Source organism: Streptomyces sp. BoleA5 (assembly GCF_000373665.1).
GTDB lineage: Bacteria > Actinomycetota > Actinomycetes > Streptomycetales > Streptomycetaceae > Actinacidiphila.
Map to the genome: position 1 here is coordinate 241,291 of NZ_KB892154.1, position 19,219 is coordinate 260,509.

A 19,219-nucleotide genomic window follows, 5' to 3' on the forward strand; every position below is an offset into this window, starting at 1 on the left:
GAGTGCGTCACGGAGATCTGAAGCAGTCAAGCGGAGTGGAGGAGGCTGCCGGGGTCTTGCGGCACGAACCGGACTTCCGGATAGGCCGGGTCAGGAGTCGGCTCTCCTGGGGGCAGGACCGGGGCCAGAGCTTCGAAGACCTTCCTCATCGCGTCGTCGGTGTAGCCGGCCAGTGTTTCCGACGCCTGCAACAGGGCGCCACCCGACCGAAGCGGGATGACCCGCGCGAAGGCACCGCGCTGCTGCAGTTCACCGCTTCCGCCCAGTCGCCGCACCAACTCCTCGGGGCACACAGTGACCCAGGCGTATCCCCGGAGGTGGGTGCGGCCCAGCTGAATCGATTCGCAGCTGTCCCGTAGCAGCGCGATGTCCAAGTTCGTCTCGTCGTCGAAGATGTCGTGCTCGATGCGGGCGAAGAGGGGATTCACCTCGTCCAGCGCGGTCGCGAGAAACTCGACGACCGCCGAGCAGAACCTTGTGTCGGATCGCTGTGCCGGATCGGCCCGCAGCCCGATGACGAGTTGGGAAAACGACTCACCGGGACAGACGCGTCGGGCCAGTACCCGCCCCAGGACGTCGTCTCCGTAGAATTCGGTCACCGCCCATTCGGGTCGCATCGCCAGTGCGCCGTCCAGCAGCGGCCGGTTTCTCCCGAGATGGGCGAACTTGGTGTCCTTGCCGGAAGGTGACTTCTGGATCAGTGTCCTGGTGATGACATCGCCGTGTTCTTCGGCGCGGACCAGATGGGCGAGCGGGCCGGACAGGGCTGTGCCGAATCACCGGACTTCGGCCGCTCCTGGCGGTGTTGCGGTACGCGAATCCAGCGTGGCCTCCACGTAGATGTCCAACTCGACCGCTCCTTGCCGCGTGTTTCCGGGGGCTGCCAGTGTTCGGGCCTGGGCGTCGTCCGGGTTCACCGCCGGCGCGGGTGACGCCTCCGCCCGGCCCGCCGGGCGGTCACGCCCGGATCCACCGGAGCCGCAGCTCACGGCCCTGCGCCCGGCCGGCCTCGGCGGCGGGGCGGCGGGTGGCCGGGTCGAGGGGGTTCGTGCCCATCGCCGCCACTGACGCGTCGTCCGGTCCGACGACGGCGACCTCGGCGCCGGCGGCCCGCAGTTCCGCCACGGCGAGCTCCAGGGGGTATTCGCTGGGGAAGAGCTCCGTGGCCCCCATCGGCACGATCGCCAGCACGCGAGAGGCGCCCCCGGCGTAGTCCGCGTTCGCGGCGGACCGTACCCCGCCGTCCACGAAGCGGCGACCGTCGATCGTCACCGGCGGCCAGATGCCGGGCACGGCGCAGCTCGCGGCGACGGCGTCCACGAGGGCCACCCCGGACGAGCTGTCGAAGACGCGCGGCTGCCCGGTCTCCGCGTCCACGGCGACGATGCGCACCGTCCGGGACGCGGGCCAGTCGTGGGAGGGGAGTCGGGACTCGATCACCCGCCGCCGTTCCGCCTCCGGCACGGTCTCGGCGCCGAGGGCGTACCGGCCGACCGCGCGCCGCATGCCGGGGACGGAGTCGATGCCCTGCAGGACGTCGGCGATGCCCGCGCCGAAGTTCGCCAGATCCACGTCGGCCATGATCTCGGCCGACTGCAGCTCCGGCTCGGTCTGCCGGGCGTAGAGCTCGGCCGGCGGCAGCCCGCTGCCGAGTTGCGCGGCGACCGTCGCCCCCGCCGACGTCCCGACCAGCACCCCGGCACCCGTCACGTCCTGCCCCGCGTCCGCGAGCCCGGTCAGCAGTCCGGTGATCCAGGCGATCCCGGCGACACCGCCGCCACCGAGCACCAGTGCGTCGGTCATCTTCAGTGCTCTCCCTGGGTGTTGCCCTCGTGAGCCCACCCCTCATCCTCTCCCATCCCGAAGGGTTCGTGCGGCTTCGCGAGGGGGACGAGTGCCGCCGGCCACCATGGGTGACCATCTGCTCACGCGCTTCGACGGGGGCGTGGGCCCACTGAGCGTGGAACTCTTCGTGCGGATATAAGATGAATTGTCCGGGCAGTGGGCAGCGGAGTCCTCCGCGGATCGCGACGAGGTTCCGGAGCGTGCCGGCTGCCGCCGCCCGACATGGCGCCGTGCGGAGCGATCCCGTGTCCGCCAGAGGAACGTCGGGAGTGGTGAGCATGTCCGACACACTGATCCGTCCCCGGCCGTCGATCGGCCCCACGATCGGCCCGGGCTTCGTCGCCGCGGGCGGCGCCGCCGAGCGGCCCGCGCCCGCCCTGCGCCCGCACCGCGCCCGGGTGGCGCCGACTCCGACGCCGCCCTGCGAGGAGAGCACCACCGCGGGGATCTCGTACGCCGAGCCCCCCGAGGTCCCGAAGGCCTGGGAGGTCGTGGCCCTGGTGGCCATCTTCGCCGTCACGCTCCTGATCGCCGTGGGGTTGTTCGGCCGCGTCCTGACGCTCTGACCCCACCGGGGCCCGACGCAGGCGCCTGGCGTGCGGCGCGGGGACTCAGGTCGGTGCCGGTGACCCGGCCGGGCGCGCGCCGGACGAGGCGGGCTCGGGGGGTGGGACGGCCGCGGCGGTGACGGCTTCCGGGCCCGCGCTCCGTACGCCGACGAGTGCCAGCCCCTCCTCCAGTTCGTCCAGGGCCCGCCGGGCGGTGGCGATGCGTTCCCGCAGGTCGCATGCCGGCTCTCCGCCGGCCGTGCGGTGCGGTGTCTCGCGCTCGCGTTCGTGCTCCAGCTGCCTGGCCTCCTCCAGCGAGCTGATGACCACGCCGATGAGCAGATTGACCAGCACGAACGAGCCGATCAGCACGTACGAGGCGTAGTAGAGCAGGCTCCATCGCGAGATCTGCAGGCCGCCGTGGACGGCGTCGCCGATGCCGTCCAGGGTGATCAGGAGGAAGAGCGACAGGGCGGCCCGGCCGATGGACCCGTAGTGCTCGGGATCGGCGTCGGCGAAGAAGACCCAGCCGGTCATGGCGTAGACGTACAGCAGCATGGTGCCGACCAGCAGGAAGCTGAGCGTGCCCGGCAGGCTCTTGCCGACGGCAACGATGATGATGCGCAGCTGCGGCAGGAAGCGGGCCGCACGCACGACCCGCGCCAGCCGCAGCAGCCGCAGCACCGTGGCGTTCTCGCGCGCGAAGGGCAGGTATGCCAGCGTCACCACGGCCAGGTCGAAGAGGTTCCACGGGTCGCGGAGGAAATCCCGGGGGCGGTCGGCGTGGGCGCAGGCCCGTAAGACGACCTCGGCGGTGAAGACCGCGAGGAAGCCGTGCTCCACCAGCTTCAGGGAGTCGTGCCAGCGCGCGGTGATCCCGTCGTACGTCTCGACGCCGAGGACGGCCGCGTTGGCGAGGACGAGGGCGAAGACGGTGACGCCGAACCACTCGGAGTCGACGACGTCACGGCAGCGTACGGCGAGCGCGGCACGGCCTGGAGGAGGATGGGCGATCTGTTCGGCCATGTGCGTGTACCCGGTCCTCCGCTGCCGCCTGCCTGTTGACCCGACTGAAGTGGATCTTATTCGGACAGGCGGGCCGAGGGGCCCGGGAAGCGGCGGAACTGCCCTGTAAGAGTGGGTGGTTCGGCCCTGAGTGTTCCTTGTCGTGCCGTGCGCGGGCCGGCGGACCGCGTGCTCAGGCGGCCGGGGGCCCGCACCGCCGGAGATCCGCCGGAACCGGGGCTTCGGCACCCGGCACGGGCGGTGGCGCGGGGTGCTGGCACGCGGAGCACACCTGGTGCCCCCGCGCCGTGATCCGGGTGCCCCACCCGAGGCGGAACGGGCAGTCGCGCGCCGAGGCGGGGTCAGGGCGCGGGACGGCGGGAGCGGAGTGTGCTCCGTGGGGCATCCGGCACTCCTCGAGGTGCGCGGAGAGCGGGCACGGCTTGAAGCCTCATGGGCTCTTCATCCAGGTGTAAGAGAAATCCATTCGGTACGGACGTCCTGCGTCACGGAAGGGGAACCGTCGGTGACACCCGCCCTCGGCGGTCCCGCCGCCGGGACGGGAACGACCGCGTCCACCCGGCGGTTGCACCTCACGGCGGGTGACCGGTGGCGGGAGTACGCCGCCTGGCGCCGTGGGGGCCGCGCAAGCGTGCGGTTCCCACGCGGACGCCGGCGACCGGCACCCGCCTGCTTCCCGGGCCGGTCCGGCTCCCTGCGGGCCGGCGCGGGCCGTGCCCCGGGGGATTGTCGGTGCCGGGTGGCACCGTGGAGGCCATGGACGAGCTGATGCGACCCAGGGTCTACGGTGCCGACGTCGACGATCCGGATCCGGGTCCCCGCCCCGGGCACCTCTACCGGGAACTGGTCGGCGGCCCGCTGGACGGGCTCCTGCTCGACGTGACCGGCTGGACGGATTCGCAGCACTCGGCGGGTGCCGAGCTGCGCACCGACGTCGGCCGGTTCGGCCCGGGCGGCCGCGCCCGGTACGCCCCTCGCGCGGAGGACGCCGTCCACTGGGACTGGCGCGGCGACAGCCGCTGACGGCGCGCTCGCTCCCGGCGCCCCGGACGGCCCGTCACACATGTGTCCATCGCGCTTCGTTGCGCGGGAACCCGGGTGGGTCAGTCCGGCTCGCCGGATCGCGTCGCGGGGTGTCTGATGAACACAGCGGACCCGGGGCCCCGGAGTGGCCCCCGGCGGTCCCGGGCCGCTCTTGCCGCCGTGCCCGGCGGTGCGGGCCACCGGCGCGCGCCCGTCGCGGAGTTGACGTGCGCGTGGGTGAGGCGGACGGCAGGGAGGAGCCCGCTGCTACGGCTTCCGGGCCAGCCCGGCGGCGATGAGACGTTCCCAGACGGTGAGTTCGCGCTCGGCGTCGCCGATGCGGGAGACGCCGTCGCCCGGGTCCGGGCGCCACAGCGACGCGGGGACGATGCCCGGCTCCAGGATCTCCAGGCCGTCCAGCAGGTCCTCGATCTCCTTGTCGGTGCGCCACCGGCCGCGGCCGAAGGTCTGCTGGAGGATGCGCTCCGCCTCGGCGGTCTCCGGGTTGTGGCCGGACCGGAAGTGGCTGACGAAGAAGTAGCTGCCGGAGGGCACTTGGCCGCGCCAGTAGTCGACGATGCCCGACGGGTCCTCGTCGTCGTTCACGTGGTGGAGGATCGCGCTGAGGATGACGGCGACGGGCTTGTCGAAGTCGATCACCTCGAGGGTGTCCGGGTGGTACCGGATGACCTCGGGTTCGCGGATGTCGGCCTGGATGACCCGGGTGTCGTCGTTCTGCTCCAGCAGCGCCCGGCCGTGGGCGAGGACGATCGGGTCGCTGTCCACGTACACCACCGTGGAGCCGGGCACGTGCCGCTGGGCGACCTGGTGGACGTTGTCCGCGGTCGGCAGACCGCTGCCCAGGTCGACGAACTGCCGTACACCGGTCGTGGTGGCGATCTCCCGGATCGCCCGGATCAGCGCCGCACGGTTGGCGAAGGCGATCGCCACCGAGCCGGGCAGGTCCTTCTTGAACACGTCGCCGATCTCGCGGTCGACGGCGTAGTTGTCCTTGCCGCCGAGCAGGTAGTCGTAGACGCGCGCGATGCTTGGTCTGGTCTGGTCGACCCAGGAGACGTCGTCCGTCATGACATCCATCCTTCTCCGCGATGACGCCGGGCAACCGTCATCCTAGGGAACGTCGCGCGCAGTTGACCCACGGCGGCGGTGCTCAGCCCAGCCGGTCGACCAGCCGGGTCAGGATCCGGCCGGTGTTGCGCGGCGGCTGCGACTCGGCCGCCAGCCGGTCCATGACGGTCAGGTAGTGCTCGACGTCGTCCTGCTTGTCCAGGTAGAGCGCGCTCGTCAGCTGCTCCAGGTAGACGATGTCCGGCAGGTCGGGCTCGGAGAAGCGCAGGATGGTGACGGGGCCGCCCGCGGCGGCCAGACCGCCGATGTCGAACGGGGCGATCTGCAGCGTCACGTTGGGGAGGGCGGCGACCTTCATCAGGTGCTCCAGCTGACCCCGCATCACCTCGGCGCCGCCGAGCGGCCGGTGGAGGCAGGCCTCGTCGAGCACCACCCACAGTTGCGGCGCGTCTTCCTTGGAGAGCAGCGCCTGACGGGTCATCCGCAGGTCGACGCGGCGGCTGATCTCCCGCTCGGAGGCGCGGGGGTGTCCGAGCCGGGTGACGGCCCGGGCGTACGCCTCGGTCTGCAACAGGCCGGGGACGAACTGCACCTCGTACGTGCGGATGGTGTGCGCGGCCTCCTCGAGGCCGATGTGCGTCTCGAACCAGCTCGGCAGGACGTCGGCGTACTGGTGCCACCAGCCGGGGTGGTTGGCCCGGCGGGCCAGCGCCAGCAGGTCGGCGCGCTCCTGGGCGTCGGTCACGCCGTACAGGGTCAGCAGGTCGGCGACGTCGCGCTCCTTGAAGCCCACCCGGCCCAGCTCCAGGCGGCTGATCTTCGCGTGCGACGCGCGGATCGCCTCGCCGGCCGCCTCGCGGCTGATCCGCCGGGACTCGCGCAGCCGGCGCAGCTGCGTGCCCAGGACGATGCGCAGCACGGTCGGTCCCCCGCGCTGCGCTGCGAGCGGTGAACCGGTGGCGGGCTGGTGGCCCGGCCGGGCGGCAGTCATGTCGGATTCCCCCTGAACGACTGGTTGCGGATTCAGTGTTCCATCGCCGGGCCCCTCAGTACAGGCACATCCGCCCCGTGGCGGAGCGCGCCGCGCCCGTCCCGCCCGTGCCCTGCGCCGTCGCCGGGACTAAGACCGACCGGCAAATAGTGTGCTGCTGCCCGGCGACTGGGCGCTCTAGTTACGAGACAGGCACGAGCCTGAGTGATCATGGAGTTCTCTACGCTCAGTGATCACCGGAGGGCCCAGTGGAAGATCAATGCGGAAAGCCCGTCGATCCATGCCTACGATGGGACCCATGACCCGTGCCAGCCGGCTCGCGCAGCCGCATCAGCCCATGCGGCTGCGCGTGCTGCTCGTTTTCGGGCTGCTGGCCGGGCTGGTGAGCATGCATGCCCTGGGCCCGTCGCTGGCGTCAGCGAGCAAACACCGGATGCAGGCTGCCGCCCATGGCGGCGCCGCCTCCGCGCAGGACAGCGACTGCCCGGACACCGACCACGGCTGCGACGGCCACCCCCAGCACGCCGATCCCACCTGCGCGTCCGCGGCGGTGACCGGATCACCGACGCTGACCGCCCCCGCCGCTTTGCCCGCATGCCTGGCAGGCGAACTCGAGCACGCGACCCTGGCAGCCCCGAGTGGGCCCGCCGGCGGACGCGCACCGCCTTCCCTCGCACAACTTCAGCTCCTGCGGATATAGGCCGCACGCTGCTGCGTCGCCGAAGCCACAGCGCCCGGCGACGTCATCTTCGCGTGCACCTACACACATCCCAGGAGTCCCAGAGCATGATCAAGAATCGTTCCGTGCTGCGCCGCGCCGCCCTGGTCGCCGCCACCGTCACCGCGGCCGTCGGCCTCGCCGCCTGCGGTAGCGACGGTATGTCCGGGATGGATCACGGCGCGGGAGCGGACCCGTCCGTCTCCGCGTCCGCGTCCGCCTCGGCCAGAGCCCACAACGCGGCGGACGTTGACTTCGCCAAGGAAATGATCACTCACCACCGCCAGGCCATCGAGATGGCCGACCTGGCTGCCACCCGCGCCTCATCCACCGACGTCAAGGCCCTCGCGGAGAAGATCAAGTCCGCGCAGGACCCGGAGATCAACACCATGTCCGGCTGGCTCACTTCGTGGGGCGAGGGCGTCCCGGCGGACATGACGGGCATGAGCCACGACATGTCCGCCGGCATGCCCGGCATGATGAGCGCCGACGACATGGCCGAGCTCGACAGGGCCAAGGGTGCCGAATTCGACACGACGTTCCTGGAGATGATGGTCGACCACCACCAGGGTGCAATCGAGATGGCCACCACCGAGAAGTCCAAGGGGCAGTACGGCCCCGCCACGGAATTGGCCGCGTCCGTCATCACTGCCCAAAGCGCCGAAATCAAGCAGATGCACGATCTGCTCGGCAAGAGCTGATCCCGTACAACAGGGGCAGGCGGCCCGGCCGCCTGCCCCTTCCAGTGGCCCCGCACGGTGACACCGTGGGGCGCGCCCGGTGCCGGCGTTTACGCCCTCAAGGTGAGGTCAGGGGGACTCCGACGTCGCGGCGTCTTACGCGGCAACGCAAAAGCGATGATCGGGCTGAGAGGGATGCCCCACAGCCGGTAGAGGACCCACGTTGGTGCCGGCGCCGATGGCCAGGCCCACGTCGGCGGTGGCCGGCGCCGGGGCGCCGGTGGTGTCGTCGCCGACCATGCCCACGGTCCGGCTTCCCCCCTGCAGGCGGCGGCTCGTCGGCCTTGTGCTCGGGCAGGATCTCTGCCCGTACTCGGCTCACGCCGACCTACTCGGCGATGGCGGCGGCGGTGCGTGCGTTGTCGCCGGTGACGATGACGACCTCGCCGCCCGGCTGGCGCAGGGCGGCGATTGCGGTGGCGGAGCCGCCCTTGCCGGTGCAAACGATGACCGGCAGCGGCGTGGCAAGCCCCCAAAGGAGAGGAGACAACCGCCTACTTCGCATGGGACCTGCAGATCGTGCCCCGCCTCACCGAAGCCGCCGGCTTCGCACTCGGCACGGGCATCGCCGTCAACCCCGTTCCGCCCGAACATGCGGCCGCCTGTCTGGGCCGCGCCTGTCCGCCATGACGCCGGCGGAGCCCGACGCCCGTACCTCTAACGACTCAGTGGCGCCTCAATGCCGGTCGACGCAGTCCGGCCCGCGCCTACGGTCCGGAACTTCATGGCAGGGGCGTCCGGCGGCCTGGGCTGGCTTGTGGTGGTCGGCGCGTGTCGCCGGCCTGAGGGGGAAGTCCGGATGGGCGAAGACGATGATGTTGCCGCGGTATCCGCCGGACTTGGTGTACCGGCCTCCGCACGTGATCAGCCGCAGTGCCGGAGCTTTGGTGGGGCCGTAGACCGCCCGGGTGGGGAAGCGGGTCTTTGCCACGAGCACGGCGGCGTCGACGGTGAACCGGACGACGACGCCGTCCTCGCGGGTCACCGTGACGCGGTCTCCCCGCCGGGCCCGGCCGAGGGAGTAGAACGCGGCTTCGCCGCGGGGCAACCGGGCGGAGTCGACGTGGCCGAGAATGACGGTGGGTCCGGCCTGGCCCGGTGCGGCACTGCCGGCATACCAGCCAGCCTCTGCCGCACGGCTCAGGCGGGGGACTTGTACCGTACCGTCACGGTGGACGCCCACCGGCCGCACGGCCGCGCGGATACCCAGGCGCGGCAGCTCAACCCTCACCGGACGCGAGAACCCCAGAAGCCGCCGCTGCTGAAGCGAGGGCGCCTGCGGAACGGCGGTGACGGCGGACAGGCCGGTGGCGCTCGGCTGGGGCGGCGGCTGTGGACCGCCGACCAGCGCATACGCCACCATGGCCAGCCCCGCGGCCAGGCCGGTGGCCGCCAGTACGAGCAGTCGGCTGCTGCGCATCGTGCGGCCCCGGTCGGCCTCAGGAACGGCGGTCACCGAACCGGCGGCGCAGCGAGACCACGCCCACGTACGCGCTCGCGGCTGCCAGTAGGGCGCCACCCGCCGCCAGAGGAACCATGGTGGCGTGGCTTGCGCCGTCACCGGTGGCGGCCGCGCCCCTGGGCGCGGTCATCATGGACTCCCGCATCCCCTCCTGATCCGACAGCCACGTGCGGAAATCGGCGATCTGCTTCGTCTGGCTGATCACCCCTGCCGCCACCGCCTCCCGGAGCCGGGCGTGGGCGGCGCGGTCTTGCGGCTCCAGGGACTCGATGATGGCGCAGGCGTAATGGGCAATCATCCGCTGAACGAAGGCGATGTCGAACGCCTTGCCCTTGGGCATCGCACCGAGCTGCTCCATCCTGTGCCGCATCTCACTGTCCATAGGGGCCATCTGCCCGTGAACCATCGCCGAGGCCTGCTCCATGGCCTGGTCAGGGGTGAGCCCGTACCACTGCCGCAGCCAGCGGGTGAACTGCTCGATACGGTGCTCGTGCTCGGCGATGATGTCCTGTGCGTGAGACCGGATGGCCGGGCTGACACCGCGTTCGAGCTCCATGTGAGCCATTTCCATCGCCATCTTGTGGTGACGGATGATCTCCCCGAGGAAGGTGGTCTCCAGGTCCCGGCCCTTCAGCTTCGCCAGTGCTGCCCCGAATTCGTACGCCATCGGTGGAGTGGCAAGCGGTTGAAGGTCGGTGGACATGGACTGGTCACCGCCGGAAGGGCCTCCGGCCGGCGCACCCCACGCGGCGGTGGGCGGGCATACGAAAGCCGCGGCCGCGGCGACGGCAACCATGCTGCGGCGGACGACAGATGGCGACACGTGCGTTCCTCTCGACGCGCGGGCACCAGGAGGTCCTCGGCAGCCGGACGTGTACGGTCGCGGAGCCGGGACTGGTGGTGCCTGCTGTGACAAGCCGCCACTGGCGGCATCACCACGTGGCAGGTCTTCCGTCCTCACCGTAAGCAGAGAGCCGCGGATGACGACTCGCTGAAGCAGTCCATCAGGGGGCACCGGCCGTGCAAGGAAGGTCCTGGGGCGTTCATTTCCCGAGCGCACCGGCGACGTTGTCACGCCTTGGTGAGTTCGACTGACCGTCAGGCAACGAGAGCGGCGGGTTCTGGTGAGGGGCGCATGCGCCCCTCACCCGTGGGTCAGCTGGTGCCGAGCATCTGCGTGCTCTGGGCGGTCTGGGCGGCGATGATGTCGTCGGCGAGCGCCTTGGCGGGGCCGGAGGCACCCTGCTGCTTCTCGGTCCTGGCCAGGTCGATGGCGCCCTCGTGGTGTTCGATCATCATGGTCAGGAACCGGGCGTCGAATGCCTTGCCGGAAGCGCCGTCCAGCTTGTCCATGTCGTCGTCGCCCATCATGCCGGGCATGGACGAGTGGTCACCGTGGTCCATGCCGGGTATACCGGGCAGGCCCGCCATGGAGTCAGGGACCTTCTCGCCCCAGGTTTTCAGCCAGCCCGACATGGGCCAAGCCGGCCCCAGCCGTCAGGACCGCGCGACGATATACGGGAGAGGCCAGTGTCATCAGGAGCCCTCGGTGAACAGGGCCACCAGGAACGCGCTGTAGGCGCCCATCGCGTGCCAGTCCCGCCTGGTCTTCGGGTGGAAGAAGCTCGCCGCGAACACCACGAACAGCGCGGTGTTGAGCACCACCGGCGGCCACAGGCCGTACGCAGCATCCGCCAAAACGTCCTCCTCATGTGCTGGTCGGCCTCCGGTCTGCCAGGCAGCTCATGGGACGGCAGTAAGAGGCCTCGTCGATCTGCCAGGTCCGGAGCCGGTGGGCGAGCGCTCCGGTGATGAGAAGGTCGAGTCCGGCGGCGATGAGCAGCGCCTCCAGGACGACGGCGAGGACCGACCCCGCGCTGGTGAGCAGGACAAGGCCGACGATGATCCCGGCGAGACCGACGATGATGCGGCCCGCACGCTCGGCGGGGGTGATGCTGATACTGCGCCCGCGGGCCGGGTGCACCGCAGCGGGACGGACAGTCAGGGCGGTTCCTCCTGCGAGGACACGGCCTGGGCTTGGCACGGGCACGTGCCGGACAGCGAACTCATGCCTGTTTCGTGGAGTGCGGGAAGCCGCTCAGCGCCGCCAGGCGGCGCCGGTACTCCTCCTCGTCGATCTCGCCGCGGGCGAACCGGTCGGCCAGCACCTGCTCGGGCGAGGAAGCGGGGGGTGTGGGGGTGTGCTCGTAAGGGCGGGCGAGGGCGCGGTAGAGCAACACGCCGACACCGATGAGCACCGCCCAGAACACGACCATGCCGACCGACATCGCGAACCAGCCCCAGCCGCCGACACCGTTGCCGTACCAGAACATCATCGCGCTCACCTCCGGGGTGGACGGGCAGGGTGCCCGGATGTTGCCGGGCGACCTGTTGCCTCGCTTCCCACCCTCTCTCCGTGCCGCGCGGCGCGCTGGGGCCGGATGGTCCCCGGTGGCCGGGCCGGCAGCCCCTACCCGGTAGGGGTAGCCGGAGGCAGGCTGGAGGGGAGAGCCTGCAGGAGGGATGCGTGTCATGGGTGCCCTCGATATCGCCGTCGTGCTGTCCGCGGCCGTGCTGATCGCTGCCCTGGGCTGGTACTTCTTCGGGCCGCGTCGCGCGCACTCCGCGCGGATCGAGGACGGGGTACAGCGGGTGGAGGTGACCGTGCGGGGCGGCTACCGTCCCGACGTCATCCGGGTCCGCCAGGGAACCCCCGTAGAGGTGGTCTTCGATCGCCAGGAGTCGGGCGAATGCACGTCCCGGGTGGTCTTTCCCGAGCTGAAGGTGGGCGCCGGGCTGCCCGCCCACACCCGCACCACCGTGCGGCTCACCCCCGAGCGAGCCGGTTCGTACGACTTCACCTGCGTCATGAACATGATCCACGGCACGCTCCTGGTCGAACCGGGCGACAGCGCCGCACCGGCGCGGACCGGCCCCGACGGTAGGCACGCTGCCGCGGGGCCGCCGGGCCCCGTCGTGCCGGGCAGGGCGGCCGAGGCGGAGGCCGCGGACGCCGCCGAGCGGCAGGCGGAGATCACGGACCTGACCCGCCGGGTCGCCGTCGGCGCGGTGCTCACCGTGCCGGTGCTGTTCGCCGTGATGGCGCACGAGTTGTTCGGCGCCGACTGGGTTCCCGGGTGGCTGCTGAACCACTGGCTGCAGTTGGCGCTGATCACCCCGGTGATGTTCTACACCGGCCGGCCGATCCACGTGACCGGCTGGCTGACACTGCGTCACCGCAGCGCGGACATGAACAGCCTCATCACCTTGGGCACCACCGCCGCCTACGGCTACAGCCTGCTGGTGACGCTCGCCCCCGGCCTGCTGCCCAGCGAGCTGCGCGAGGTGTACTACGAGGCGGTCGGCGTCATCCTCACCCTGATCCTGCTCGGCAGGCTCCTGGAGGCTCGCGCCAAGGCCGGCACCGGCGAGGCCATCCGTGCCCTGCTCGGTCTCCAGGCTCGTACCGCGCGGGTGATCCGCGACGGCGCCGAGACCGAGATCCCGGTCGAGGACGTAGCGGTCGGTGACGAGGTGATCGTCCGGCCCGGGGAGAAGGTGCCGGTCGACTCCGTCGTGCTGTCCGGATCCTCGGCCGTCGACGAGTCGATGGTCACCGGCGAGCCGATGCCCGTGACCAAACGGGCCGGCGACACCGTGATCGGGGCGACCGTCAACGGCACCGGCTCCTTGCGCGTACGGGCGGCCAAGGTGGGAGCCGACACGATGCTCGCCCAGATCATCCGGCTCGTTCAGCAGGCCCAGGCGTCCAAGGCACCCATCCAGCGCCTCGCCGACGCCGTCTCCGCCTACTTCGTTCCCGTGGTCATCGCCATCGCCATAGCCACCTTCGCGGTGTGGTTCACCGTCGGCCCCGCACCGGCCCTGACCCTGGCCCTCGTCTCGGCGGTCGCGGTGCTGATCATCGCCTGCCCCTGCGCCCTCGGCCTGGCCACCCCCCTGTCGGTCATGGTCGGCACCGGCAAGGGCGCCCAGGCAGGCATCCTCATCCGCTCCGCCGAAGCCCTGGAGACCGCCCACAAGCTGGACACCATCGTGCTGGACAAAACCGGCACCATCACCGCCGGCACTCCAGTACTGACCGACATCCGTCCGGTGGACGGCTTCGACGAGCACTCGCTGCTGGAGCTGGTGGCCGCCGCCGAGGCCGACAGCGAGCACCCGCTCGCAGGCGCGATCGTCACCGGGGCCCGCGACCGCGGCCTCACACCGCCGCCCGCAGCCGGGTTCGACTCGGTCACCGGCAAGGGCGTGCAGGCCACCGTGAACGGCCGCGCCGTCCTGGTCGGCACCGCCCGGCTGCTCGGTGACGTCGGTATCGACACCGGCGACCTGTCCCCCGTCGCGGCCGACCTCTCGGCAGAGGGCAAGACCCCGGTGCTGGCCGCCGTCGACGGCCGTCCCGCGGGCGTGCTGGCGGTCGCCGACACCGTCAAGGACGACTCAGCCACCGCGATCGCCGCGCTCCGCCGCCTCGGCATCGAGGTGGTCATGATCACCGGCGACAACGCCCGCACCGCCGCCGCGATCGCCGAACAGGTCGGCGTGGCCCGAGTGCTGGCCGAGGTCCTGCCCGAGCACAAGGCCGACGAGATCCGCCGTCTGCAAGGCGAGGGCCGCACCGTGGGCATGGTCGGCGACGGCATCAACGACGCCCCGGCACTGGCCGCCGCCGACGTCGGCCTGGCCATCGGCACCGGCACCGACGTCGCCATCGAGGCCGCCGACATCACCCTCATCTCCGGCTCCCTGACCGGCGTCGTCACCGCGATCCGGCTCTCGCGCGCCACCATGCGCAACATCCGTCAGAACCTCTTCTTCGCGCTGGTCTACAACGCCGTCGGCATCCCCGTCGCCGCGGGCGCGCTCTACCCGCTCTGGGGTATCCGCCTCAGCCCGATCATCGCCGCCGCCGCCATGGCCCTCAGCTCGCTGTCGGTCGTCACCAACTCCTCCCGCCTGCGCCGCTGGCACACCACCCCCCTGCCACCCGCGCCCACGAGGGCCGTGCAGCCCCGGATCGAAGCCGCAGCGGACCGAACCCCGTACCACCAGGCGCAGGTCATCGATGAAAGCGACCAAGGGACAGCCGTCGACCCGGTGTGCGGCATGCACCTCGACCCCGCGACCGCCCCCGAGCACCGCGGCCACGGACCGGACACCTTCTCCTTCTGCTCGGCGCACTGCGCTGACGCCTTCGACGCCGAACCGGACCGCTACCGCACCCCGAGCACCCATGGCACGCACGAAGAAGGCGAAACCTCATGACCCTCTCCTCCGGCCAGGACAACAGCCCCCCGCCGCCCGGATACACCGACCACAAACCCAACCACCTGGCCCGGCTGCACAAGGTCGAAGGACAGATACGCGGCATCACCCGCATGGTCGGAGACGACCGCTACTGCATCGACGTCCTCACCCAGATCAGCGCCGCCACCCACGCCCTGCAAGAAGTCGCCCTCGCCCTCCTCGATGACCACATGAGGCACTGTGTCACCAACGCCGCCCGGTCCGACCCGCCCGCAGGCGAGGAGAAACTCGACGAACTCGCCGTGGCACTACGCCGAACGCTGCGCCTGTCACGCTGATTGCCACGCTTCCGACGTGCCTCCCGTCGGCGGCCTCCCAATGGCCGTCTGTTCTGCCCTGCCTCGCCAGACGTCCCGCTGCGCCCGCCACCGAGGAGGTCCGGGTCCAACACCAGCCCTATGGATCACCCGTTCCACCTGCACGTGTGGCCTTTCCACGTGCTGGCGGGCAGCGCCGGGATGCCGTCGGCCGGCGTGCTCCAGGACGTCGTCCTCGTTCCCGCGCGGGGGTGGGTGCGGCTGCCGATCCCGTTCAGCGACTTCGCCGGGCGCAGCGTGTTCCACTGCCACATCCTCGACCATGAGGATCTGGGCATGATGGCCACCGTGAACGTGCGCGGCCAGTAGTCCTCCTGCCGCCGCCGCTGCCGCTGACTTCGAGTTGCTGTTGGCTGTAGCGTGCGCCCCAGGAGGCGTGCTGGGGCAGCCGGCTGCTCGGTATCCCGCCATTGAACCGCCGCGGGTGGAGGCGGAGTTATCTGGGTTCAGGCCGCTTGGGTGGTCCGGGGCCAACGCACCGACGGCGGACTGACCTGGGAGGTGCTGTACCAGGCAGACGGTAGCGCCGACACCGGGTGGTAGATCGCCCATCCCGATTCAGGCAACCCCGACACCTGTCACCGCGTCGGGGTAGCGGCGAAGCCCGGGACCCGCATCACGGTCCCGGGCTCCGTCTGCCCGTCTCGAAGCCGGAGTCAGCTGGCGCCATCAGGCCGCGGGGCACGCAGGTGCGCCCGCTGCTTCAGTTCGTCCTCGTCGACGAAGGTGAGCATCGGCTGCCCCGGCTCACACAACATGAACACGATGAACTTGGTCGGCGCGTCCGTCAGGGCGTTGCCGTCCTGGTAGTGGATGACGTCCCCGCCCGGCTCCCAGAACGTCATTTCGGCCAAGGCGTTTTCGGACCCGTGAGCCTTTCCAACCTGATCGGTACGCTGAGGCAGAGAAGTTCCTCGTGAAGGGTTGGTTTACCAGGGCAGCCGTGTGAGTCAGGAGCTTCTCAACGCCGCCTGTGCGGGCCGAGATTGAGCAGCACCTTGCCAAGTTGGTTGCAGGTGAGGGCCGACGCGGGCAATGGGGGCGCGGTCGGGTTGGCGCGAAGGCCGTCGAGGAGTAGGGCGAGCGGGCGGAGCCAGGCATCCGTGGCGACCGCAGTGAGCGCGGGTACTGCCCTGCCCAGTGCTGCCAGGGTGATGAGCAGGTCCTCGGTGGTGAGGTCCGGGCGGATGGTGCCCTGCGTTTGACCACGCCGGATTAGCTCGTCGATTGTTTCGCGGTTGTGGGCGTGGACTGCCTGCAGGGAAGGGACGCCTTCCAGGTTCGTGGTCATGAGGTCATTGGTGCCGCGGTCTGCGGCCAGGCCCGCGAACACTGTTCGTAGGTACTGCGTGAGCCCCGTCCAGGCGTCGCGGGCGGTTCGCGCCCGTTCGCCGGCTGCTGCGGTCTCCGACAACGCATCCCGGAAGACTTCTTCGACGAGCGCGGCGCGGGTCGGGAAGTGGCGGTAGAGGGTGGCATTGCCGACGCCCGCCCGCCGGGCGATTACATCGAGCGGGGCGTCCAGGCCCTGTTCGGCGAAGACTTCGCGGGCTTTGTCCGTCAGCAGCTTCCGGTTGCGCAGCGCATCACGGCGCCCCACCGGCGAACGGTCGCCCATCACGTCTCCCTCGCCTTGCCTGTACCGGGGAGTGTTCCCCGGTACGGATGCTATCGTCGGCCGCGTAAACGGGGAGCACTCCCCGATTCACTTGCCGCGGGTGTGATGTCCGCGGTCGTTCAGGGGAAGGGGGAAGCATGCTCGGCACCGCACTCGTGCTCGGCGGCGGCGGACCGGTGGGCGGAGCCTGGTTGACCGGGGTACTCGCCGGGCTCACCGAGGCCGGGATCGACCTCGGCAGCGCCGACGTCGTGATCGGCACCTCCGCCGGTGCCGTCTTCGGATCCCGGCTCCGGTCCGGCGTCCCTGCTGCCGAACTCTACGAGCGCCAGCTCTCCGGAGCAGACGCGGTCCGTCTGCCGGTGACAGCACGCCAGACGGCGCGCTTCCTCTGGGCAGCGCTCGGCTCCCGCGATCCCCAGCGGTCCATCGAACGCCTTGCCCGGACAGCACTCCGCGCCCGGACCGGCCCGGAGGCGGACGTCTTCAACACGGTCGGCGCGCTCCTGGGCGAGGTACGCGGCTGGCCTGAGCGGGAGCTGCGAATTGCCGCAGTCGACGCGCAGAGCGGACAGACCCAGGTGTTCGACTCGCACTCTCGTGTCACACTCCTCGAAGCGGTCGCCGCGAGCTGTGCCGTACCTGTCGTATGGCCGCCGGTCACCGTGGCGGGTCGGCGCTGGATGGACGGCGGCAGCCGTTCGACCGCCAACCTCCAGCTCGCACGCGGGTTCCGCCGGGTACTGGCGCTCGCGCCGGTTCCCCGGGCGGTCGGGCCGCATCCAAGCGCCTCGCAGCAGGCCGCAGAACTGTCCGACGGCGGAGCGCGTGTCATCCTGCTGTCCCCGGACCGCGCCGCGCGCCGCGTGATGGGCCGCAACATGGCGGACGACACCCGCCGGTCGATTGCCGCCCGCGCGGGCCACGCCCAGGCCAGAGCGCTGGCCTCTTCAGTGGCCGACGTCTGGCAGGGGTGACTGCGGCAAAGCGCATTGTCACAGAGGCGTCCGGGAGATCCTTCGGGTTCCAGAACCGCCATTCCACGCAGCGGTCGGGCTCCCGGACGACCGGGGTGCCGGACCAGGTGCGGGGCCGGAAGATCAGGCCGATCCGGGGGCGGGCGGACGGCGAGTCCACGAGGTGGACGAGGTGCACGAGTTCGACGTCGTCCGGCTCGATGACCAGCCCGGCCTCCTCCTCACGTTCGCAGTGCCCGGCCAGGAAGTGCCACGTGTTGCCCGCGTACGCCGAGTCGGGGTGGCGCAGGCCGAGGAGGATCCGGCCGTGGGAGTCCTCCAGGTAGAGGTGGACACCGACGATGTGGAGCTCGATGCCCTGCGGCGCCTCGCCTTGCAGCAGCCGGGTCGGGGACGGCGGGCTGCCGGCGGGGGGATGCTCGGCGGCGTGCTGGCGGATGAGGTCACCCAGCCCGGGGCTCATGTTCAACCGCCCGAGCATGTCCGGGGCGAACCACCGCAGCACGCCCTCTTGCAGGTCCACCGTCTCCGGGTTGCCGCTCCAGCGGGCCTGGAAGACCTGGATCGGCACCGCGAGGCCGTCAACGCTCGTCGCCTCCTCCAGCGCGTAGGGCGCCAGATGGTCCACCTCCAGCCCTGGTGTCTCCTCGGCGAGTTCCCGCCGCAGGGTCGCCTCCAGGCTGACGTCGTCCCGCGTGCGGCCGCCGCCCAAGAGCGCGAACGTGCCGGGGCCCAGATGCCTTCACGCTGGTCGCGTAGGTGGAGGAGGTATCTGCCTTGGCCGTCGTGGATCAGCGCCGAGGCGTTGACGGGCTCAGGCCTCCCGTCGAGACCCCGCTCGCGGGCGTCCAGGAGCTTGGCGCGCAACGTCGAGGAGCGGCCGTCAGGGAACTCGAGCCAGCAAGCGCCGGCGACCTCCCCGTCCTGCAAGGCGAGCCGGGGGTGCTGCTCGGGCACGACGTAGAAGACGAAGCGGAAGTCGAAGTGCTGGTGTGCGCCTTCGCCCCTGGCGGGGTTGGCGTCGATGTCGTGGACGTCGATGTCGGTCGGGGCGTCGAGGAACTGCGGGGTGAGACAGAGGTCGCCCGGCCGCAGGCCGGTCTCCTCGCACACTTCCCGCAGCGCCGCAGCGCCGCAGCCAGCAGCGTCCGGTCCCCCTCAATGTGGCCTCCCGGGTTGAGGAGCCCCCGCGCCGAATTCCGCATCTTCCAGCGGCTGCGGACCCTCGCCCGGGACCGGGCGGTGCTGCTGGTGACCCACCGCATCACCAACGTCGCCATCGCCGACCGCATCGTGGTCCTCGACGAAGGCAAGATCGTCCAGGAGGGCACCTCGCAAGCTGCGCCCGCTCTTTGGCGAGGGGTTCGGAGATCCAGAGCAGGGGTGTGTTGCCGACCGCGGAGGCGAGTCCGCGGACGGTGAGGAGGTCGTTCATGGCGACTGCTTTCTGGGATCGGGAAGATTGCCGTGCACGACTCACCCGCCCGTGGGGACACGGGAAGGGCGAGGGACCGTCAGACGGTCCGGGCAGGCA

Annotated in this window: 21 protein-coding genes and 4 pseudogenes; 9 read left to right on the top strand and 16 right to left on the bottom strand. The window is 71.0% G+C overall.

The window, feature by feature from the left end; genetic code table 11:
- Positions 1 to 26: 26 nt before the first annotated feature.
- Together B085_RS0138165 and B085_RS0138170 are read right to left on the bottom strand one after the other, a co-directional pair.
- Positions 27 to 599 carry a hypothetical protein gene (locus B085_RS0138165; RefSeq protein WP_018563867.1) on the bottom strand — a complete coding sequence of 191 codons (573 nt, stop codon included), beginning with the start codon at positions 597 to 599 and terminating at the stop codon, positions 27 to 29.
- A 358-nt stretch (positions 600 to 957) separates the two neighbouring features.
- A complete protein-coding gene (locus tag B085_RS0138170) occupies positions 958 to 1,803 on the bottom strand; it encodes a patatin-like phospholipase family protein (protein ID WP_018563868.1) in 846 nt (281 codons plus the stop codon).
- A gap of 320 nt (positions 1,804 to 2,123) precedes the next feature.
- Here B085_RS0138170 and B085_RS0138180 point away from each other — a divergent pair, with 320 nt between their 5' ends.
- On the top strand, positions 2,124 to 2,411 hold the full coding sequence (locus tag B085_RS0138180) for a DUF6480 family protein (protein WP_158689911.1): 288 nt from the start codon (positions 2,124 to 2,126) through the stop codon (positions 2,409 to 2,411).
- 45 nt (positions 2,412 to 2,456) lie between these two features.
- Here the strand turns inward: B085_RS0138180 and B085_RS0138185 are convergent, their stop codons facing one another.
- A complete protein-coding gene (locus B085_RS0138185; protein ID WP_018563870.1) occupies positions 2,457 to 3,419 on the bottom strand; it encodes an ion transporter in 963 nt (320 codons plus the stop codon).
- Positions 3,420 to 4,175: 756 nt separating this feature from the next.
- Between B085_RS0138185 and B085_RS0138190 the strand changes: the two genes are divergently transcribed.
- Positions 4,176 to 4,442 (top strand): hypothetical protein, encoded by a 267-nt coding sequence (locus B085_RS0138190; protein WP_026251873.1) that lies wholly within the window; start codon positions 4,176 to 4,178, stop codon positions 4,440 to 4,442.
- 267 nt (positions 4,443 to 4,709) lie between these two features.
- Here B085_RS0138190 and B085_RS0138195 read toward each other — a convergent pair whose 3' ends face one another.
- Entirely contained in the window at positions 4,710 to 5,540 is an 831-nt protein-coding gene (locus B085_RS0138195; protein ID WP_420706643.1) for an SAM-dependent methyltransferase, read from the bottom strand.
- A gap of 73 nt (positions 5,541 to 5,613) precedes the next feature.
- A complete protein-coding gene (locus B085_RS0138200) occupies positions 5,614 to 6,522 on the bottom strand; it encodes a helix-turn-helix domain-containing protein (RefSeq protein ID WP_018563873.1) in 909 nt (302 codons plus the stop codon).
- Positions 6,523 to 6,820: 298 nt separating this feature from the next.
- On the opposite strand from B085_RS0138200, the gene B085_RS0138205 reads away from it, so the two are divergent.
- Together B085_RS0138205 and B085_RS0138210 are read left to right on the top strand one after the other, a co-directional pair.
- Positions 6,821 to 7,222, top strand: coding sequence for a DUF6153 family protein (locus B085_RS0138205; protein WP_018563874.1), 402 nt, complete (start codon positions 6,821 to 6,823; stop codon positions 7,220 to 7,222).
- 86 nt (positions 7,223 to 7,308) lie between these two features.
- The gene (locus tag B085_RS0138210; protein ID WP_018563875.1) at positions 7,309 to 7,941 is read left to right on the top strand and encodes a DUF305 domain-containing protein; all 633 of its coding nucleotides are present in this window, start codon (positions 7,309 to 7,311) and stop codon (positions 7,939 to 7,941) included.
- A 367-nt stretch (positions 7,942 to 8,308) separates the two neighbouring features.
- On the opposite strand, the gene B085_RS51280 is transcribed toward B085_RS0138210, so the two are convergent.
- From B085_RS51280 to B085_RS0138245, 7 genes are all read right to left on the bottom strand, one after another.
- Positions 8,309 to 8,470, bottom strand: coding sequence for a hypothetical protein (locus B085_RS51280; protein ID WP_018563876.1), 162 nt, complete (start codon positions 8,468 to 8,470; stop codon positions 8,309 to 8,311).
- Between the two features lie 186 nt (positions 8,471 to 8,656).
- The gene (locus tag B085_RS45090) at positions 8,657 to 9,400 is read right to left on the bottom strand and encodes a class F sortase (protein WP_078620254.1); all 744 of its coding nucleotides are present in this window, start codon (positions 9,398 to 9,400) and stop codon (positions 8,657 to 8,659) included.
- Positions 9,401 to 9,419: 19 nt separating this feature from the next.
- Positions 9,420 to 10,145 carry a DUF305 domain-containing protein gene (locus B085_RS0138225; RefSeq protein ID WP_158689912.1) on the bottom strand — a complete coding sequence of 242 codons (726 nt, stop codon included), beginning with the start codon at positions 10,143 to 10,145 and terminating at the stop codon, positions 9,420 to 9,422.
- Positions 10,146 to 10,597: 452 nt separating this feature from the next.
- The gene (locus B085_RS45095) at positions 10,598 to 10,918 is read right to left on the bottom strand and encodes a DUF305 domain-containing protein (RefSeq protein ID WP_037733256.1); all 321 of its coding nucleotides are present in this window, start codon (positions 10,916 to 10,918) and stop codon (positions 10,598 to 10,600) included.
- 60 nt (positions 10,919 to 10,978) lie between these two features.
- Complete coding sequence (locus B085_RS49860) at positions 10,979 to 11,140, bottom strand: hypothetical protein (protein ID WP_018563880.1); 162 nt, start codon at positions 11,138 to 11,140, stop codon at positions 10,979 to 10,981.
- Positions 11,141 to 11,150: 10 nt separating this feature from the next.
- Positions 11,151 to 11,426, bottom strand: coding sequence for a hypothetical protein (locus tag B085_RS45100; RefSeq protein WP_018563881.1), 276 nt, complete (start codon positions 11,424 to 11,426; stop codon positions 11,151 to 11,153).
- Positions 11,427 to 11,508: 82 nt separating this feature from the next.
- Complete coding sequence (locus B085_RS0138245) at positions 11,509 to 11,778, bottom strand: SHOCT domain-containing protein (RefSeq protein ID WP_018563882.1); 270 nt, start codon at positions 11,776 to 11,778, stop codon at positions 11,509 to 11,511.
- 196 nt (positions 11,779 to 11,974) lie between these two features.
- On the opposite strand from B085_RS0138245, the gene B085_RS0138250 reads away from it, so the two are divergent.
- Genes B085_RS0138250 through B085_RS0138260 form a run of 3 tightly spaced genes read left to right on the top strand, consistent with a single transcriptional unit; the run spans position 11,975 to position 15,399 of the window.
- Positions 11,975 to 14,731, top strand: coding sequence for a heavy metal translocating P-type ATPase (locus B085_RS0138250; RefSeq protein WP_018563883.1), 2,757 nt, complete (start codon positions 11,975 to 11,977; stop codon positions 14,729 to 14,731).
- Positions 14,728 to 15,051, top strand: a complete 324-nt coding sequence (locus tag B085_RS0138255; protein WP_018563884.1) for a metal-sensitive transcriptional regulator — start codon at positions 14,728 to 14,730, stop codon at positions 15,049 to 15,051. Before B085_RS0138250 ends, B085_RS0138255 begins: the two co-directional genes overlap by 4 nt.
- Positions 15,052 to 15,399 carry a multicopper oxidase domain-containing protein gene (locus tag B085_RS0138260; protein WP_267881110.1) on the top strand — a complete coding sequence of 116 codons (348 nt, stop codon included), beginning with the start codon at positions 15,052 to 15,054 and terminating at the stop codon, positions 15,397 to 15,399.
- Positions 15,400 to 15,746: 347 nt separating this feature from the next.
- On the opposite strand, the pseudogene B085_RS45105 reads toward B085_RS0138260, so the two are convergent.
- Together B085_RS45105 and B085_RS0138270 are read right to left on the bottom strand one after the other, a co-directional pair.
- A pseudogene (locus tag B085_RS45105) lies at positions 15,747 to 15,932 on the bottom strand (hypothetical protein); the annotation flags it as partial.
- Positions 15,933 to 16,051: 119 nt separating this feature from the next.
- Positions 16,052 to 16,708 (bottom strand): TetR/AcrR family transcriptional regulator, encoded by a 657-nt coding sequence (locus tag B085_RS0138270; RefSeq protein ID WP_018563887.1) that lies wholly within the window; start codon positions 16,706 to 16,708, stop codon positions 16,052 to 16,054.
- A 137-nt stretch (positions 16,709 to 16,845) separates the two neighbouring features.
- Here B085_RS0138270 and B085_RS0138275 point away from each other — a divergent pair, with 137 nt between their 5' ends.
- Positions 16,846 to 17,685, top strand: coding sequence for a patatin-like phospholipase family protein (locus B085_RS0138275; protein WP_018563888.1), 840 nt, complete (start codon positions 16,846 to 16,848; stop codon positions 17,683 to 17,685).
- An 88-nt stretch (positions 17,686 to 17,773) separates the two neighbouring features.
- On the opposite strand, the pseudogene B085_RS51785 reads toward B085_RS0138275, so the two are convergent.
- Together B085_RS51785 and B085_RS51290 are read right to left on the bottom strand one after the other, a co-directional pair.
- Positions 17,774 to 18,397 (bottom strand): annotated as a pseudogene (locus B085_RS51785) (NUDIX domain-containing protein); the annotation flags it as partial.
- A gap of 230 nt (positions 18,398 to 18,627) precedes the next feature.
- Positions 18,628 to 18,798 (bottom strand): annotated as a pseudogene (locus B085_RS51290) (NUDIX hydrolase); the annotation flags it as partial.
- Positions 18,799 to 18,867: 69 nt separating this feature from the next.
- On the opposite strand from B085_RS51290, the pseudogene B085_RS51295 reads away from it, so the two are divergent.
- Positions 18,868 to 19,107: pseudogene (locus B085_RS51295) on the top strand (hypothetical protein); the annotation flags it as partial.
- Positions 19,108 to 19,219: the final 112 nt, after the last annotated feature.